The following is a 19,221-nucleotide window of genomic DNA, read 5'->3' on the forward strand; positions in this document are numbered from 1 at the left end:
TTGTTTCTTTTAAATCGTAAGTTTTATGTTATTTTTTCCAAAGTTTAGTCATATCTTCCAATGTCTTACCTTTCGTTTCAGGAACAAGCTTCCAAACAAAGACTGCGGCGATTACACAAATCAAACCGTAAATGCCATAAGTGAACCAATGTCCGAAGTTGTCTCCATGAGACAAATGCATATTGAACATAGGAACGAAAGTTGAACTGACAATAAAATTGAATATCCATTGGAATGCCACTGCAATAGCTACAGCAGTACCACGTATTGTGTTAGGGAATATCTCAGCGATGAGTACCCAGCAAATTGGTCCCCAACTGAACATGAATGATGCACTATAAATCATAATGCTAACCATTGTCAAAATATTGAGTGAAGGATTGCCAAATGTTATTGCTACACCTAGAGCACCAATAGCCATACCAATAGAGCCCCATATAAGAAGTGGCTTTCTACCAAGTTTCTCAACAGTGAAAACAGCAACAAGAGTAAATGAGATATTCACAATTCCCATTATAACTGTCTGGACCATAGGATTTTGCATACCCATATCCTGGAATATACGAGGTGCATAATACAAAACAGCATTAATACCAACAGCCTGTTGGAATACACTAAGCATAATACCAATAAAGATACACATAAACCCATAAGAGAACAATTTCTCTGTCTTTACAGAAACTGTATTTTTGATATCACTGAGAATTGCTTTTGCCTGCTCTGCTCCGTTGATACGTGACAACACATGAAGAGCCTTTTCATCCTGTTTTATCATTACAAGATAGCGAGGCGTTTCAGGAACGAAGCAGATAAGAATCGTAAACAATGCAGCTGGGATACATTCAGAACCGAACATATACCTCCAACCGGTAGTAATTGTCCACTGGGCATCTGCCATATTTGCAATAGCTCCAGCAGCATTATATATAGGATTAGCATGGTCACCAAGTATGATGAAGTTTACAAAGTAAACAACAAGCTGACCGAAAATAATGGCAAACTGGTTCCAACTTACCAACATACCTCTGATATTGCTTGGAGCAACTTCACCGATATACATTGGACAGATGGCAGAAGCCATACCTACACCTATACCACAGAGAATACGATACAGATTAAAGACTATCAGCAAGTTAAATGTTGGCTTGCCGTTTGTGAGTACCCATGATTCAGGATACATAGATCCCCATGCCGATATAAAAAAACAGATACCAGCAAATACAAGAGAATTTTTTCTTCCGAGTTTTACAGCGAAGAGTCCAGACAATGAACTGCCTATGATACAACCGATCAATGCACTAGATGATGTGAAACCATGCATAAAGTCGGTGTATTGAAAATCTTTTGCTCCACGAAAGAAGGCCTGTAATCCTTTTTCTGCACCGGAAATAACTGCGGTGTCATAACCGAAGAGTAAACCTCCGAGTACGGCAACCATGACAATAGAAACAAGGTATCCTTTTGAACCTTTCTGATTTTGTCCCATGTTTTATTAGATTTATAATTATATGTACAATTTAATAGTTATATTACGTTTAAAAGCCTTAGTTCCCCATAAAATTCTATGAAAAAAAGCATAAAACCCCACTTATAAATATACAAATAGTCTTATTGTTTTTCTATGGCAGACTATCAGCAATAGTAACCCTATTATTAATATAACAGTAGTAATCCAGCAAAGGCTGTACAGCCTATCATGCTTAACGGATTAATTTTAACGAGTTTTGTCCCTACGAATGTTGCGATAAACAACCCTATACTAATCCAGAATGTCCACGGATCAGAAGGAGTCGAGAAATTTTCAGGAGTCATAAGTAACAGAGTAGCCGCAGCAAGAAGCCCCACAACAGCAGGTCTTAAACCAGAAAACACATCCTGTATTATTGGTGAATCCATATATTTCATAAACATCTTACTTATCAGAATCATCAATACTAATGAAGGCAGAATTATTGCGATCGCAGCAGTAAGTGAGCCAAATATTCCTGTGATTTCAGAAAATCCAGCATTGCGTATAGCAGTATATCCACAATATGTAGCCGAATTTATTCCAATAGGTCCAGGTGTCATCTGACTAATAGCTATGGCATTCGTAAATTCACTTACAGTGAGCCAATGATAGCGTGTAACTACCATACCCTGTATAAGAGAAATCATGGCATAGCCGCCACCAAAGCCAAACAAGCCTATCTCAAAAAATGCTATAAAAAGTTGTATGAATATCATAATATTGATTACAATAAAATTATGTTTATTCAGTAGGTCTTATATACTTACCATACAGGAACCCACCAACACCAGCAGCTATTATCACCCAAATTGGGTTAACACCAAGTAACCATATAGCGATTGCACATATTGTTGGTATCCAACAATTAGAAATGTTGATATTTGCGCTTTTGGCTAGATTGAATGTAGGAACAGCAATAAGAGCCACAACGGCAGGACGTATGCCAGCAAATATCGAAGCCACAATTTTATTGTCTTGAAACTGATGGAAAAGCATCGCTATTAGAAGTATGATTAGAAAAGACGGTAATGCCGTAGCGATGGCTGTACAGACAGCTCCTGATATTTTTTTTAGTTTGTATCCAATAAAGATACTGATGTTGATGGCGAATACACCCGGACAGCTTTGAGCTATTGCTACAAGATTTACAAATTCATCTTTGTCTATCCATTTGTATTTGTCAACAACATCAGCTTCTATCATTGGAATCATGGCATAGCCACCATTAAAGGTGACTAAGCCAATCTTGATAAATGTCTTGAATAATGTCCAATACATATTTATCTCTTTTCCTCTATCCACTTTCTTGCATTGACGAAAGCCTCAATCCAAGGAGTGACCTCATCGTTTTTACGGTCAAGTGGATAATAAGCGTTCTGCCAAGGGAAGATAGCACGCTCAGGGTGTGGCATCATAGCAAGATGACGACCATCGTTAGAGCAGATACCAGCTACATTGTAATCAGAGCCGTTTGGATTACCTGGATATTCAGCATAATTGTATTTTGCTACTACATTATAATGGTCTTCTGGTTCAGGAAGATAGAAGCGACCCTCTCCGTGAGCTACCCATATACCTAGTTTACTATTACTTAGGCTACCAAGAAGAATACTCTTATTTTGAGGAATACTTAATCCAAGGAATGCACTTTCAAACTTCTTAGAGTTGTTGTGACATAAGTGACTTCTGTGTTCATGCTCAGGATTGATTAAATTCAATTCCACCATCAACTGACATCCGTTACAAATACCAAGACTCAAAGTGTCCTCACGAGCATAGAACTTATCAAGAGCTTCTTTTGCCTTAGGATTGTAGAGGAATGCTCCAGCCCATCCTTTGGCACTTCCAAGAACATCGCTGTTAGAGAAACCACCACAGAATACGATGAAGTTGACATCTTCCAGAGTCTCACGACCACTAATAAGGTCTGTCATCATAACATCCTTAACATCAAAACCAGCAAGATACATTGTATAAGCCATTTCACGCTCACCATTAGTACCCTTCTCGCGTATGATTGCAGCCTTCACTCCTGTTGGCTTTCTGCGATTAATGTCTATACCATAACTTGCAAGTGTACCCTTGAAATCCTTGTTGTAAATGACTTCTACAGGCTGCTTCTTATAGTTTGTATAACGCTTCTTTGCCATGCCGTTCATACTCTGATCACGATCAAGGAGATAAGATGTCTTATACCAAGTATCACGAAGAGAATCTATATCGAACTCATTCTCTTTATCCCCGTTCTTAACAATAATCTTACGGCTATTAGGAGTAGGATAACCTATCTTAGCATATCCGATACCCTCGTCATCAAGGAATTTCTTCAATTCTTCCTTATGTGCATCGCTGACCTGAATAACAACACCAGGGTTCTCTGCAAATAAAGTTTTAACGATATCATCACTAGCGATGTCATGAAGATTAACATTGATACCGCCATTCTCGTTTGCGAAAGTCATTTCCAGAAGAGTGGTTATCAAACCACCGGCACTGATATCATGACCTGCCATTATCCAACCGCGCTTTACAAGTTCCTGAATAGCATTGAAACAATCTACGAAATATTCAGGATTCTTTACTGTAGGAACATCACTTCCAACCTTTCCTAAGCTCTGTGCGAATGCACTACCACCTAGATGCTGTTCATCAAAACTGAAATCTATATGATAAAGACTTGAATCCTTATCATTCACAAGTACAGGACTTACTGTTTTCTTAACATCGCTGACCTCACCGCCTGCACTTACAATAACAGTTCCTGGAGCGATGATTTTCTCACCGTTAGGATATTGCTGGCTCAAAGATAGAGAATCTTTACCTGTAGGTACATTTACATGCATGTCACAGCAGAAATCACTTAATGCCCTTACTCCTTCATAGAGTCGTGCATCCTCACCTTTCTGAGAACGACAAGGCCACATCCAGTTAGCACTTAGGCTAAGACTTTCAAGTCCTTCTGCAAGAGGTGCCCATACAATATTAGTAAGAGCCTCAGCAACAGAGAGCACACTTCCAGCCTTTGGATCAGCAAGGCCTGCCTGTGGTGCATGACCAAGAGAAGAAGATATTCCTTTTTCTCCACGGAAATCAAGAGCAACAACACCGCAGTCTGACAAAGGAAGTTGAATTTTACCTTGTCCCTGCTGACGTGCAATTTTACCTGTTACGGAACGGTCTACCTTATTAGTCAACCAGTCCTTACAAGCTACAGCTTCAAGCTGGAGAACACGGTTTAGGTATTCGTTTATATTATCCTGTGAATAAGTAACATCGTCATATCTACGCTCAACTGTCTCATCAACCATAATGGTTTTTGGTGTGTGACCGAACATCTGAGCTACATCAAGGTCAAAAGGCTTTACACCATCACCCTGTTTGAAACTGAAATGAGCATCACCAGTTGTCTCACCGACAACATACATCGGGGCACGTTCACGTTCAGCAATCTTCTGAACATGATCAAGATACTTCTCATCAATAAGAAGTCCCATGCGCTCCTGACTTTCATTAGCGATAATCTCTTTAGCGCTAAGAGTCTTGTCACCTATAGGCAATTTAGACATATCGATTTCACCGCCACATTCTTCAACAAGTTCAGATAGGCAATTCAAGTGACCTGCACTACCATGGTCGTGAATGCTGACAACAGGATTTTCATCTTCTTCAACCAATGCACGAACAAGGTTGTAAGCACGTTTCTGCATTTCAGGGTTTGCACGCTGAATAGCATTTAGTTCTATTCCGTTGCTATATTTACCTGTATCAACAGAAGATACAGAACCTCCGCCAAGGCCAATGCGATAGTTATCACCACCAACGACGACAACCTTATTACCCTTTGCAGGTTCTTTCTTCAGGCAATCACGTTTTTTGCCATATCCTACACCACCGGCAAGCATAATAACCTTGTCGTAGGCATATTTTTCATTATTCTCCTGATGCTCAAAAGTAAGTACAGAACCACAGATAAGTGGCTGACCAAACTTGTTACCGAAGTCACTAGCACCATTAGAAGCCTTAATCAAAATCTGTTCTGGGCTTTGATACAACCAGTTGCGTACAGGAAGTATATCTTCCCAGTCACGCACAACATCAGTTTTTCCATTTTCATCCTTCAAACGAGGGTATGCTGTCATGTAACATGCAGTTCCTGCGATAGGCCATGAACCGACACCTCCACCCATACGGTCGCGGATTTCACCACCAGTTCCAGTGGCTGCACCATTGAATGGTTCAACAGTAGTTGGGAAATTGTGAGTTTCAGCTTTAAGAGAAATAACACTCTCTATATCTTTTACTTGAAAATAGTCACTAGTACTTTGATCTGAAGGAGCGAACTGCTCGATTACAGGACCCTGAGCAAAAGCTACATTATCCTTATATGCAGACAAAATCTTATTAGGGTTTTCTTTAGTGGTTTTCTTTATCATACTGAAAAGCGATGATTCCATTTCTTTTCCGTCAATGATAAACTGTCCGCCGAAAATCTTGTGACGACAATGCTCAGAGTTTATCTGTGCAAAGCCAAAGATTTCAGAATCGGTTAGTGGTCGTCCGCTTTCCTTCTCAAGTTTGTGTAGATAGGCGATCTCATCATCATTTAATGCAAGACCTTCCTCGTTGTTATACTTTTCGAGGTCGTCAACATACTTGATTGGTTCTGGGTTGTGGTTAACTGTGAATATTTCCTGATCAATACCATTATACATACGTTGCAGCATAGGGTCATGTTCAGCTCCCTCTGAATCAACAGGGAAGTATTCCTCTATACGCAAAATGCCGCTAAGACTCATATTCTGGGTAATCTCAACGGCATTCGTACTCCAAGGGGTAATCATTTCACGGCGTGGTCCAACAAAGAAGCCTTCCAATTTTTGGGTTTCTTCCAACTTTGCATCGCCGTAAAGCCAGCAAAGTTCACTGATTTCGTTCTTGTCTGGCTGATGTTCGAATTCAGTAGCAATAACACTCTTAGATTGAGTTCTAAAAAAAAGAATCATACTTTTTTATATTTATGTAGGTGATATATTCGCTTTGCAAAGGTAGTGCAAATCATGCACAATACAAAATAAAAATATAATTTTTATTTTAATTGCTTATGACCTTCACTTTTACTATAGATAAATAATGTTTAGCATAATAGAAAAGTCATATCTCCCATTTTACACCTCATTATACACATGCACATGCGCACGACATAAATTAAAAAAAACACCAGCGTCGAAGTGTCTATGCATTGACTACCAGTATACTAATGTCGTTAATTATCAATCATCAAGTGTCACATATATGCCGTTTATAACAACGCCATAACAATGGATATTTACCCTTGTCAACCTAAACTTATTTATCATCAATGCGTTAAACAAATTATATTTTTACTGCTAGTGAATAGTAAACAAATTGTTTTTTTATATATCTATGCTGTTTATTCTATTGTAAAAACCCAGAATTCTGCGTTGTACGACACAAAGTTTACGTTTCTACGATGTAAAGTTTGCGTTTCTATATAGAAACGCAAATACCGTTTGACGTTTATTCGACACTTTGTTTTTGTAAAAATAGCATCTAACGTACTGATAGCCAGTCGTTAGACATTTCGACGTTTGTTTATTTGCAAAGCCTATGTATAACTTTTCAAATTCATAAGTATGCACCCTTACTTGAAAGTTTGATGTAGTAAAATTCTAATATTTTTTTACAGCATCATGCGCCCGTCTCATCACACTTTTCCTGACTTTACTTCTACTCTTTTCGAATATACTCAACAAATCTATTCCTGATGGTCCCTTTGGAGAAGTCATCGGGTCATTAAACAAATTTGACACAATTTTACTTGTACTGAAACCTATCCTTGGAGCCTTAGCCGTTATGACGACTGTATTTATTGTTATTGCTTTAGGGATAAGGAAAGTTGAATCTTTCATGTTCTTAAGTTCCATATTTCTTCTAACATAACTATTATGAGTAAGAGTAAGGCTAGTAGCATTCGGATCAGAAATAAAGAAGTGTCCGTTTTTATCAGAAAAGAATTTTTTATTGGTATTTGTATAGATAGCAACTCCGTCAATCGGTTGTCTCGTCTCCACGTCAATAAGTACGCCCCTTATTTGGGCATCAGTATTATTAACCAAAGCACTCAGGAAAAACAATATGAGAGACATCTTTATTTTCATAATCAAAGTAGTAATCTTGCACAAAGTTAAGTTAAAAAAAACAATCACTGACAATACGGTAGTTACTTTATATTTTCTTAAATCTTGTTGGGTTAAATATATCAAATTAATTACCATAAGGCGATATAGAAACACTTGATTCCTACAAAAATAATATATTTTTAGGATTAATCAGATTAATTTACTATTTTTGCAATTGCAATTGATTTTATATTAATCTATTATGAAAGTTTGTACAGTAATTTTTTACAGATGGAAAAACTAAGAACTTTATGCCTTATAATCGCAGTTAGCATTGTGCATATATTGCAGGCAAATGTGTCGCCACAATATGGTCGCGACATGTTTATTTTCGATCACCTTGGCATGAGTAGCGGACTTTCAAGTCAACGAATATACTCTATTATAGAAGATCCTTCTGGAGGAATGTGGTTCAGTTCAAAAAACGGAATAGACCGATACAACGGTGTTCTGATAAAGAACTACAATTTGAAAACGACCAGAATGTATAGTGATGCCAGCGGACGCAATGTAAGAGTCTTTATTGCTAATGCTAGAATATATGCTTTTGATAACAAGGGAAATTTATTTAAATATAATAAAAGACTTGATAAATTTGAAAATGAACTATCTCTTGATAGCATCATTCATGGGGAGATTATACTAAACGATGTTTATGTTGACAAGAACAACAACAAATGGTTTGCTATGAGCACCGGACTTTATACTCTTACACCCAACAAAAGACTGATAAGAATAATAAAAAACAGATATATAAACAAATTGAACCATGCAAGCAACTCACTTATAGCATGTGCCAATGACGGAATTATACTTATCAACATCAACAGGTACAAGACCGCTAATATTGTAAACGGAATAAATGCACAAGTTGCTTATTATGACAAGCTCACCACATACCTTTGGATAGGTACATTCCAGCAAGGCACAAAGATATATGATATGCGGCATCATAAAATTTTAAAATTGGATGCTTTTATCAATTTTCCAAAGACTCCTGTAAGAAGCATTATTCCGATGGATAATAACATGATTCTACTTGGTGTTGACGGAGGTGGTGTATATGCGGCAAAAAATGATGGCAAATCTGTTAGTCTGTTATTTAATGCAGATGATAATACGGGGAATGTGCTTCATGGAAATGGAATATATGACATATGCAGAGATCACTATGGCAATATATGGATTGGATCATATTCGGGAGGTGTTGATGTGGCTTATCCGACAGACAATGTCATGAAACTTTTTCAGCATGAGTATCTAAACAATCAGTCACTAATAAATAATAATGTTAACGATGTTCTTGAAACTCCAGATGGTAATATCTGGTTTGCCACAGATAGAGGGGTAAGCATATATAACAAGAAAATGGGTATGTGGCATCATGCAATGACCGACAAAGTGGTGCTTACATTATGCCGTAATGCTAGTGGTGTCCTTGCTGGAACTTATGGCAACGGAGTATATTCAATAAACAGTGAAGGAAAAGCATCCAGTATATATAGTGTCAGTAAAGGTACTTTGAAAACAGATTATGTGTATTCCTTGTGGAAAGACAATGACAACACACTATGGATAGGTTGCCTAAACGGAGACCTTGTACAAATTGACGGAAACAAGAAAAAGTATTATCCCATTCAGTTAGTACAGTGTATCACCGACATGCCAGATGGACGAACAGCTGTTGGTACGGCAAACGGTTTTTTTGCGGTAAACAAGAAAAGCGGTAGTATTAAACAGTATTTTCTAGCTTCGGAGTTTCCGGGTAAAGATATTAACTCTTATGTACAGTCTATCTTGTTTGTCAACCATACTACGGCATGGGTAGCCACAGACGGCGGAGGAATCTATATCTATGACATGAAGAGACATGTGATAAAGCAAACAATAACAAAAGCCAACGGACTACCGTCTAATACGGTTTACACATTAGAAAAAGACAACCAAAATCGCATATTCGCAAGTACTGACATGGGACTATCCCTCATTCTTCCAGAAAAAGGAAATGACGTTATTGATATAAATTTCGTAAGGGGTCTTGACAGGGAATACAAACGAATGTCGGTATGCAGGCTTTCCGACGGAAAAATGGTATTCGGTAGCAGCAGCGGTGCTGTGGTGATAAATCCAGACAGAATATCACACCTTACTTATAATGCAAGACTTATATTGACAAAAATATCGCTTCTTGGAAGCGACAACACCACGGATAAAGACTCGTATCTTAGCGGTAGACTTTATGATATGCTTGCCTCTGGAGACATAACGCTAGATTACGACAAGAATACATTTGAGATAGATTTTGAAAGCATAAACTACAAATACCAACATGATATAGTCTATCAGTATATGCTTGATGGCTTTGACCGACAATGGAGTGTACCATCCGAAGCACAAAATGTGAAATACACAAATCTTCCTTCTGGTAATTATAAATTGTTGATACGAAGTGTTAGTCGCAATGACGGTAGAGTTCTTGACACAAAGTCGTTGGACATAACCGTAAAACAACCTTGGTGGAATACATTGTTCGCATGGTTTATATATATATGTATAATGTGCGGTTTAGCTTATGCTGCTTGGAGATTTTATTTGGAACGTTTGGAACGTAAGTATTTTAACGAAAAAATAAACTTCTTCGTTAATACAGCCCATGATATACGTACACCTCTTAGCCTCATTTTGGCACCGCTCAACGATATAGCTGCCGATAATTCGCTCAGCGATACAACTAGAAAGTATCTGAATGTAGCAAGGCAAAATGGTGGAAAGTTGTTGAAAATGGTTACAAAACTGCTTGATTTCCAGAAAGCCGACAACGATGAAGTAAACATGTGCGTAAGTCCATTAAATCTTAAACATTTATTACAAACACAAATAGAAAAATTTGTTCCACGAACATCTCAAAAAAATATAATAATCACATTAGAATCATGTCCACAAGAAGAAAATGTGTGGATGGATACAAATATGGCAGACAGTATATTTGAAAACTTGATTTCAAATGCTGTCAAATATACTCCAGAAGGTGGAAATATAACCGTAAACGCTTGGATTAACGAAACCGATATATGTATAGATATAACTGATAACGGAATAGGTATTCCGCAAACGGCACAAAAACACATATTCCAAAATTTCTACCGAGCAGACAATGCCATAAACTCCAATGAAACAGGAAGTGGACTTGGACTAATGCTCACTCATAAACTTATTACACTCCATAAAGGAAGCCTAACTTTTAATAGTTTAGAGAATAATGGAACCGTATTCCATATTAAACTTAAAAGAGGCTTTGAACATCTTATTGATTATATTGTTAAAAAGGAATCTGAGAACAATGAGACTAAAGACATATTGCCGATAGCATCAGTAGATAATAAAAGTGAGCCTGTTGCTGAAAACACAGCAAAAGATATAATGCTTTTTGTTGATGATAATGCCGAGCTGCGTAATTATATAAGTCTTACATTCCGTAATAATTATAATGTTGTTACAGCTGATAGTGCTGAAGAAGCACTAAGATATCTTGATAATAAAGTATGTGACATTATTGTATCAGATGTGATGATGCCTGGAATGGATGGAGACGAATTCTGCAATATCATAAAACAAAATCCTAATACATCTTTTTTACCCGTTATTCTTTTAACAGCTAAGTCTGGAAGAGACTTTGTTATCGGTGGACTGAATGTAGGTGCAGACGACTACATCACCAAACCTTTTGATGTAGCAATTTTAAAGAGCAAGATAGATAGCATGTTAAGGAACAGACGTATACTTAGCAAATATTATATGGGACGCTCTGTTGATATTGCAAGGAATATCGAGTCTGACGATAACACGACAAAACACATGAATCATGAGGATTGTAAGTTTATCGAAAAGGCAACGAAGATCGTGATGGGAAAAATGTCTGATACAGATTTTAAAATAGACGATCTTTGCATTGAAATGGCTATGAGTCGTACACTTTTCTATGGCAAACTAAAAGCACTCACATCTCAAACTCCACAGGATTTTATTAGAATAATACGTCTTGAACGTGCCGCTGCTTTAATTAAAGAAGGTAACTCTGTATTAGATGTCTCTGTTATGACTGGCTTTGCCAACGTAAAACATTTCAGCACCACGTTTAAGAAGTATTTTGGCATTTCACCAAGTAAGTACTTGTAAATAAGCACTTTCCAAAACAACAACAAAGTTTCAATACTGATTTTATGTCAGTATTGAAACTTTTTCTGTCTGTTTTGAAACCTAAGTTTTAACGTATTCAAGTAATTTTGCCACGAATTTGGTAACAAAAATCAATCATGAAAATAAAGTCTATAATCTATTTACTGTTTTTCACTATTCCGTTATCCATTAATGCACAAAACTACAAACTTGTTTGGAGTGATGAATTTAATGAGAACTCTCTTAATAAGAACTGGAATGTTGAAGTATTGGACAAGCCATATAACAACGAACTTCAGTGCTATACAAATCGTAGTTCTAATGTGAATGTTGAAAATGGAAATCTTGTTATTACCGCACGACGGGAATCACTCAACGGGAAGTCATTTACTTCCGGACGAATAAATTCTAGTACAAAGGTAAATTTTAAACATGGAAAGCTTGAAGCCAGAATAAAGATTTCAAAGTTGGCTAATGGATTGTGGCCAGCATTTTGGATGATGGGTGAAGATCCACAGAATATTGGTTGGCCTATTTGTGGCGAAATTGATATCATGGAAGCTGGGAATTCAGAAGGTATTAAAAATAATACTCAGGAACGATTATTCTCTGGTTGCATTCATTGGGGAAGCAGTTTGTCTGATCATCGTATGTGGACGACAGGTGCAGTTACAAGTGAATATGACATAACTGGTGACTATCATATATTTACAGCAGTATGGGATGAAAGTTATCTGCGTTTCTATCTTGATAATTCAACACAACCATATTATGAGGCGACAATAACTAAAGACTATGACTCATATAATTACTTTCATAAACCATTTTATATATTATTTAATCTGGCTGTAGGAGGGGATTATACAAATATTCTTAATCCAGCAGACATAACTGCATTACCATCAGAAGGGTCTGAGGCTAAGATGTATATTGACTATGTTAGGTTATACCAAGAAGAAGGACAAATCAATGTATATTCGCAGGAAACAACTGGATTAGGCAAAGTATCTACCATCAAAAACAAAGACACAGCATATTATTCAATAAATGGAATGAAATTGAATGGCAAACCGTCTTGGAACGGAATATACATCCACGGCGGTAAGAAAATAATAGAATAATGATAACTAATAAATTATAAAACCTAAATTTAAGAAGATGAAGAAAAGTAATCGGAAATTAGTTCACATGCTTGCTATAGGTCTGACTTTGCCTCTAGCGGGAACTATCCAAATGCATGCTGAACCTAGTATAACTATCGTACAGCAGAATCAGAATATTTCTGGGTCTGTTACCGACGGTAGCGAACCTATTATCGGAGCCAGTATTGTTGTAAAAGGTCGAGGCATGGGAACTGTCACTGATGCCGAGGGCCATTTCAGCCTTGATGTTAAACCTGGCACGTTATTGGAAATCAGCTATGTCGGATACAAGACTATTACTGTTAAGGCAGGTGGCAACATGAAAGTTGTACTTGCTGAAGACAAAAAAATGATTGACGAGGTTGTTGTTACAGCTTTAGGAATAAAACGTGACAGGAAGGCTCTTGGTTATGGAATCGGAGAAGTCAAAGGAGAAGAACTTACTAAGGCTAAAGAGACAAACGTTATCAACTCACTAGCTGGTAAAATTCCAGGACTTATTGTCAGTCAGACAGCAGGTGGCGCATCTGGTTCCACAAGAGTAATTCTTCGTGGTAGCACAGAGATGACAGGTAACAACCAACCTTTATATGTAGTAGATGGTGTTCCTTTGGACAATACCAATTATGGTAGTGCCGGTACTGCAGGAGGATTTGACCTTGGCGACGGAATATCAAGCATCAACCCTGACGATATCGAGACTATGTCTGTATTGAAAGGTCCAGCCGCTTCTGCTCTTTATGGTAGCCGTGCCTCTCACGGTGTGATTCTCATCACAACTAAAAAAGCAGGAAAAGATAAATTCAGTGTTGAATACAACGGTTCTGTTACAATGGACACACAGTTGGCAAAATGGAATGATATCCAGCAGACTTATGGTATGGGCAGCAACGGTACATATAGTATTGATGCCGTTTCAAATACCAACAAGAGTTGGGGACCTAAAGCTGACGCTCTTAACAGTCTGAAATATTTTGATGGTGTACAGCGTCCATATATGATTATACCTAACAATACATCAGATTTCTTCCGTCCAGGTTTTACGGCTACCAACACAGCTATTGTTGGAGTTAACAACGGAAAGACTGGTATGCGTTTCACATATACCGACATGCGCAACAAGGATATTGTGCCAAAGACTCACATGAGCCGTGACATTTTCAACTTGCGCGCCAATACATCTGTAGGTAATGTTGACTTTGATTTCAGTGCTAACTACACACGTGAGGATGTTACAAACCGTCCGGCTCTAGGTGATAGCAAATCAAATATCGGCAAGAACCTTATGACTTTGGCTACGACATACAATCAGTCTTGGCTGAAAACTTATCAGGATGCCAACGGAGATTATGCTAACTGGAACGGTATGGACCCATATAATGTGAATCCATATTGGGATGTGTATAAAAACTCTAACGACTCTAAAAAAGACCAATTCCGTCTTACAGGTAAGTTGGTTTGGAACATCGACAAGCACTTGAAATTACAGACAACAATGGGTGCCGATCTCAACTGGTTTACATTCGAGGATTTCAAGGCTCCTACAACACCAGGATTTGAAGCTGGTCGTATGCAAGACAGCAACTTCCGCAACCGCATGTATAACTTCGAGGCTCTTGCCCTTTACAACAACAGCTGGGGCGACTTTGACCTAAACGCCACCCTTGGTGGAAGTATATACAAGGTGAACAATCTCACTACTATCACCACAGCGCAAGATATGCAGATACGTGATGTCAAGGCTTTGATGAGTTTCAACGAAATTAGTTTAGAGCAGAACACATATCGCAAACAGATTAATTCTCTTTATGGTTCTTTAAACCTTGGTTGGAAACACCTTCTATATATGGACGCTACATTACGTGGTGATCAGAGTTCTACCCTACCAACAAACAATAACGTATATGTCTACCCTTCATTCTCAGGAAGTTTCGTCTTCTCGGAATTAACCAAACTGGGCAATCTACTTCCTTACGGTAAATTGCGTATGTCTTGGGCACAGGTAGGTAGTGATACTGATCCATATCAGCTTGGATTAGTATACACAAAGTCTAAGTTTACATATCCGGGATACACTATAGGATACATCAACAATAATACAATTCCAAACAAAGATTTGAAGCCAACAAGAACAAACTCTTTTGAAATTGGTATTGAAACTAAGTTCCTTAACAACAGAATGGGACTTGACATCACTTACTATTCACAGAAGAGTAAGAACCAGATTATGGGTATGGCTTCATCATGGACATCTGGATATACATATAGATTGATTAACGCAGGTGAAATAGACAACAAAGGTCTTGAAATAGCATTAAACACACGCCCCATACAAACAAAAGACTTCTCTTGGGATTTAAATCTCAACTTTTCAAAGAATAGCAATAAGGTAAAAAGATTGGTTGATGATATGGATATGTTTGAACTTGAAAAAGCCTCTTGGCTTGATGTTCAAGTTGCCGCTAAAGTTGGCGAAAACTTTGGTTCTATTGTTGGTCCAGACTTCAAGAGAAACGATGCTGGGCAGATTCTTATTAATCCATCTACAGGTCTACCTGAATACGACAAGAGCAATCACGTATTGGGAAATGCCTCTTGGAAATGGACTGGAGGTATCACGACAACTCTTACATACAAAAACTTATCACTAAATGCTATATTTGATGTAAAGGTTGGTGCTGACTTGTATTCTATGTCAGCACGTGCATCTTACGAATCTGGAAAGGCAAAACAAACTTTAGTCGGTCGTGAAGATTGGTATAAATCTGAAGAACAGCGTCAGGAAGCCGGCATCGCTAAAGGCTCTGAAAGTTGGAAACCGACAGGTGGTTATATAGCTCCTGGTGTTATAGACAATGGTGACGGAACTTATCGCAAGAACGATATCTACGTAAATCCAGAAGATTATTGGATGAACGTATGCCGCAATGCTCCGGCAATGTTCATTTATGACAACTCTTATATAAAGTGCCGTGAGCTCACACTTAGTTACAATGTGCCTCAACAATGGTTGAAGAAAGCTATCAACGGTTTGACGATATCTCTTGTGGCACGTAATCCGTTTATTGTATGGAAGAACATTCCAAATATTGACCCTGATTCAAACTATAACAACACCACTGGTATGGGACTTGAATATGGTTCTATGCCATCACGCAAGAGTTATGGTATCAGCGTTAACGTGAAATTCTAATACAATAGGTCTTTTATAAAATAAAGGAGATAAAGAAATGAAAAATTATAAATCATATTTGATAATATTATTGGCTATCGTAGCTCCACTTATCACTGTCTCTTGTAGTGACAACTACATGAACGATATGAATACTGACCCATCAAAGGCTGCTACAATAGATCCAAATGCACAGCTCACTACTGCAGAATTACAAACTTATGGAGACATGAGCATGGTAGAAATATATCGTAATTATTTCTATGCTTTCTCACAGCAGTTGATGGGATGTTGGAACACCACCAACTATGGAGGACGACATACTGTTGACAATCAGGAAATGAGCCGCATCTGGACTACTATCTATCCTAATGCAATAAAGAATCTTACAGATGGAGAGATTCGTACTAACGGTAATAATGCAAAGTCAAATATTAACGCTGCGATGCGTGTGTATCGAGTTTACCTGATGTCTATAATAACAGATACCTATGGCAACGTACCTTATTCAGAGGCAGGACTTGGATTCTATGGAGGAATAACAAACCCTAAATATGACTTGCAAAAAGATATCTATGCTGATTTTTTCCAACAGCTTGATACAGCCACGACAATGCTTAATGCAGCCGGAGACAAAATTAGCGGTGACGTCATATATAAAGGTGATGTAGCTAAATGGAAGAAACTAGCCAATTCTCTTCGGTTACGTTATGCAATGCGAATTTCTGACGTTGAACCTGACAAGGCTAAAGCTGAATTCGTAAAGGCTCTTAATGCTGACGGTGGTATTATAGACAACTCAGCCGATGACGCATTGATTAATTATATGTCTATCGCATTTAGTTTCGGTCAGGAAAGCTATTCTGATTTCCGCGGAAACGCACTTTCAAAATTGCTTTTCGGTAACGACCCTACAAACAATCCTAGCTATATTTGCTCTACTCTTTTCAATCAATTGAACGATAATAACGACCCAAGAACATTCATGATAGCACGTTGCTATTATGATAAGTTGATGAGCTCTACAGGAACAGAAAACCGTATCGATATCACCGACGAGGTTAAGAGTAATAACAAGTTTACACCTAATATTCCAGGTGCTTTCTCTTGGGAACCTTGGCCTACAGGATTCAAGAGTGATAAGTTGACTGAGATTGCAAAGAATAATCCTTCTGTTGATCCTAATGTGGCACGTGAAGTTGAGCCTAAACTTGCCAACAACTTTCTGAAAAGCGACAATCCTGGTGTTATAATTACTTCAGCCGAAGTAGATTTTCTATTGGCTGAGGCTACACTCAAAGGATGGATAAGCAACAAGGGTACGGTTACCGAACTATACACAAAAGGTGTGCGTGCAGCCATGGATTTTCTTTCAGATAGTTATGGATACGACAAGGTTTCAGATGCAGACTTCAATACATATATTGCCAACAACAGTATCGGCCACACTGCCGAACAGGCTAAGGCTGCTATAAACACACAGGCTTGGATTTTACACTTCACAAATCCTGCCGAATGTTGGGCTAACGTGCGCCGTTCTGGTTATCCTGCAATGAAATCACCTAAGGATTATGGATTCGGACAATACCTTACTGGTGGTGACGATATTCCAGTACGTCTTTGTTATCCTGTTCTTGAATCTTCTTATAACAAGCAGGGCTACGATGATGCTTTGCAGGTAATGGGAGGAAAAGATGATTGGCACACTCACGTATGGTGGGATGTAAAGTAATAGTAAGTTAAACAACGTGTTAAAATTTAGAATAATATGAAAAAGATATATTTTATGTTGTTGGCAGTTCTCACAATGGCGGTTACCATTACTTCGTGCAGTGATGATGATCCTTATGCCACAGCTACATCAAGTGACAATCCACACATTCTGGATCCTTTATTTCCAAACAGGGTTAATGGTGAACTCCCGGTAATTTCAGAATTCAATCGTGACGGTAGTTTCTCTATGACTGTTACCGTAACACCTGCAGAGTTCACTACCGTTAAATGGAACTTTGACGGACAAGAATCCCATACTGGTATGGCTATAGACACAACTCTTCTTGCTGGAACTTACGACGTTAAGGTCATTGCAACTACCGTTGAAGGCAAGTCTACATTCCGTGAGGGATTGGTAAATGTAAAACCACTAGACACCGACCCATATACATCAACCGTTGGTGTAGAACGTATCGTGGCTTCCGGTGGAAGTGCAACCCTTTTCGGAGGAAAGCTTACTGACATCAAGAGTCTTGTAATTGGTGGTGTTACCGTTGACGCACAACCTTCTTCTGACGGAAGTTCATTAAAATACACGGTCCCGACATCTCTTGCCGATAGCAGCTATCGTGTGGCAATGGTGACTTCTGACGGTAAAATGTATGGTGCCAATAAGATAACGATTAGCAAACAGACTATGGTTGTTGACGCAGCTATACGTTCAGGTGTTAAGGCCCCTGTCACTATAAACGGTATCAATATGGAGAATGTGGCTTCTATAACTATAAACGGTAAGGCTATTACTGATTTTGTAGCACAGACTGCGACATCTGTAACATTCACCTGTCCAGACCTTGAAGCTGGAGATTATGTAATGACTGCAAAAACAAAAGCTGGTGATGACGTAAAGTTCTACGTAAACAATACTTTTGTTGCTACTGGCAATCTCACAGTTACCTCAGAAAAGACTTTATGGGAAGGTCACAGTTATGTTTCATGGGAACTTCCAGATGGAGATCCAAACAAAATTTTCCAAAGCACGGTATCTTCTATGTTCAATAATGTAAATGTCGGTACACATGTCAGAGTTTACTATTCTCTTAAGTCGGGCGATTCTTATCATCAGATCCAACTTATGACTCCGTCGTGGACATTATTGTCTGTTGGTGCAAAGAGAGAAATCGCAGCTGATGGTGTTTGGGAATTTGTACTCAACGAAGACGACCGCAACCTTATCATCAATCAGGGTGCGTTGGCTATTGCTGGTCATGGATTTTATGTAGACAGAGTTACTGTAGAATAAACATA

General features: G+C 38.2%; 10 protein-coding genes. 5 read left to right on the forward strand and 5 right to left on the reverse strand.

Features of this window, described 5'->3' with window-relative positions; all coding sequences use genetic code 11:
• Positions 1-28: 28 nt before the first annotated feature.
• From xylE to B045_RS14185, 5 genes are all read right to left on the reverse strand, one after another.
• A complete protein-coding gene (gene xylE / locus B045_RS0102870) occupies positions 29-1,486 on the reverse strand; it encodes a D-xylose transporter XylE (RefSeq protein ID WP_018462766.1) in 1,458 nt (485 codons plus the stop codon).
• Between the two features lie 167 nt (positions 1,487-1,653).
• Positions 1,654-2,226: a chromate transporter gene (locus B045_RS0102875; RefSeq protein WP_018462767.1), complete on the reverse strand. Its 573-nt coding sequence runs from the start codon at positions 2,224-2,226 to the stop codon at positions 1,654-1,656.
• Positions 2,227-2,251: 25 nt separating this feature from the next.
• Positions 2,252-2,788: a chromate transporter gene (locus B045_RS0102880; protein ID WP_018462768.1), complete on the reverse strand. Its 537-nt coding sequence runs from the start codon at positions 2,786-2,788 to the stop codon at positions 2,252-2,254.
• Between the two features lie 2 nt (positions 2,789-2,790).
• A complete protein-coding gene (purL, locus tag B045_RS0102885; protein ID WP_018462769.1) occupies positions 2,791-6,513 on the reverse strand; it encodes a phosphoribosylformylglycinamidine synthase in 3,723 nt (1,240 codons plus the stop codon).
• Positions 6,514-7,200: 687 nt separating this feature from the next.
• The gene (locus B045_RS14185) at positions 7,201-7,689 is read right to left on the reverse strand and encodes a peptidase associated/transthyretin-like domain-containing protein (RefSeq protein ID WP_238312117.1); all 489 of its coding nucleotides are present in this window, start codon (positions 7,687-7,689) and stop codon (positions 7,201-7,203) included.
• Positions 7,690-7,941: 252 nt separating this feature from the next.
• On the opposite strand from B045_RS14185, the gene B045_RS0102895 reads away from it, so the two are divergent.
• The 5 genes from B045_RS0102895 (at position 7,942) to B045_RS0102915 (ending at position 19,216) form a co-directional block, all read left to right on the forward strand.
• On the forward strand, positions 7,942-11,886 hold the full coding sequence (locus B045_RS0102895; RefSeq protein ID WP_018462771.1) for a hybrid sensor histidine kinase/response regulator transcription factor: 3,945 nt from the start codon (positions 7,942-7,944) through the stop codon (positions 11,884-11,886).
• Positions 11,887-12,023: 137 nt separating this feature from the next.
• Positions 12,024-13,007 (forward strand): glycoside hydrolase family 16 protein, encoded by a 984-nt coding sequence (locus B045_RS14190; protein ID WP_018462772.1) that lies wholly within the window; start codon positions 12,024-12,026, stop codon positions 13,005-13,007.
• A gap of 37 nt (positions 13,008-13,044) precedes the next feature.
• Entirely contained in the window at positions 13,045-16,221 is a 3,177-nt protein-coding gene (locus B045_RS0102905) for a SusC/RagA family TonB-linked outer membrane protein (RefSeq protein ID WP_026234314.1), read from the forward strand.
• 37 nt (positions 16,222-16,258) lie between these two features.
• On the forward strand, positions 16,259-17,932 hold the full coding sequence (locus B045_RS0102910; RefSeq protein ID WP_018462774.1) for a SusD/RagB family nutrient-binding outer membrane lipoprotein: 1,674 nt from the start codon (positions 16,259-16,261) through the stop codon (positions 17,930-17,932).
• Positions 17,933-17,968: 36 nt separating this feature from the next.
• Positions 17,969-19,216, forward strand: a complete 1,248-nt coding sequence (locus B045_RS0102915; protein WP_025883783.1) for a hypothetical protein — start codon at positions 17,969-17,971, stop codon at positions 19,214-19,216.
• The last annotated feature ends 5 nt before the right edge of the window (positions 19,217-19,221 follow it).

Source organism: Segatella paludivivens DSM 17968 = JCM 13650 (genome assembly GCF_000373185.1).
Classification (GTDB): Bacteria; Bacteroidota; Bacteroidia; order Bacteroidales; family Bacteroidaceae; genus Prevotella; species Prevotella paludivivens.

Coding starts and splice junctions, on each gene's coding strand:
- B045_RS0102895 (WP_018462771.1), top strand. CDS start 7,942: ATGGAAAAACTAAGAACTTTATGCCTTATAATCGCAGTTAGCATTGTG.
- B045_RS0102910 (WP_018462774.1), top strand. CDS start 16,259: ATGAAAAATTATAAATCATATTTGATAATATTATTGGCTATCGTAGCT.
- B045_RS0102880 (WP_018462768.1), bottom strand. CDS start 2,788: ATGTATTGGACATTATTCAAGACATTTATCAAGATTGGCTTAGTCACC.
- B045_RS0102915 (WP_025883783.1), top strand. CDS start 17,969: ATGAAAAAGATATATTTTATGTTGTTGGCAGTTCTCACAATGGCGGTT.
- purL (WP_018462769.1), bottom strand. CDS start 6,513: ATGATTCTTTTTTTTAGAACTCAATCTAAGAGTGTTATTGCTACTGAA.
- xylE (WP_018462766.1), bottom strand. CDS start 1,486: ATGGGACAAAATCAGAAAGGTTCAAAAGGATACCTTGTTTCTATTGTC.
- B045_RS14190 (WP_018462772.1), top strand. CDS start 12,024: ATGAAAATAAAGTCTATAATCTATTTACTGTTTTTCACTATTCCGTTA.
- B045_RS0102905 (WP_026234314.1), top strand. CDS start 13,045: ATGAAGAAAAGTAATCGGAAATTAGTTCACATGCTTGCTATAGGTCTG.
- B045_RS0102875 (WP_018462767.1), bottom strand. CDS start 2,226: ATGATATTCATACAACTTTTTATAGCATTTTTTGAGATAGGCTTGTTT.
- B045_RS14185 (WP_238312117.1), bottom strand. CDS start 7,689: ATGAAAATAAAGATGTCTCTCATATTGTTTTTCCTGAGTGCTTTGGTT.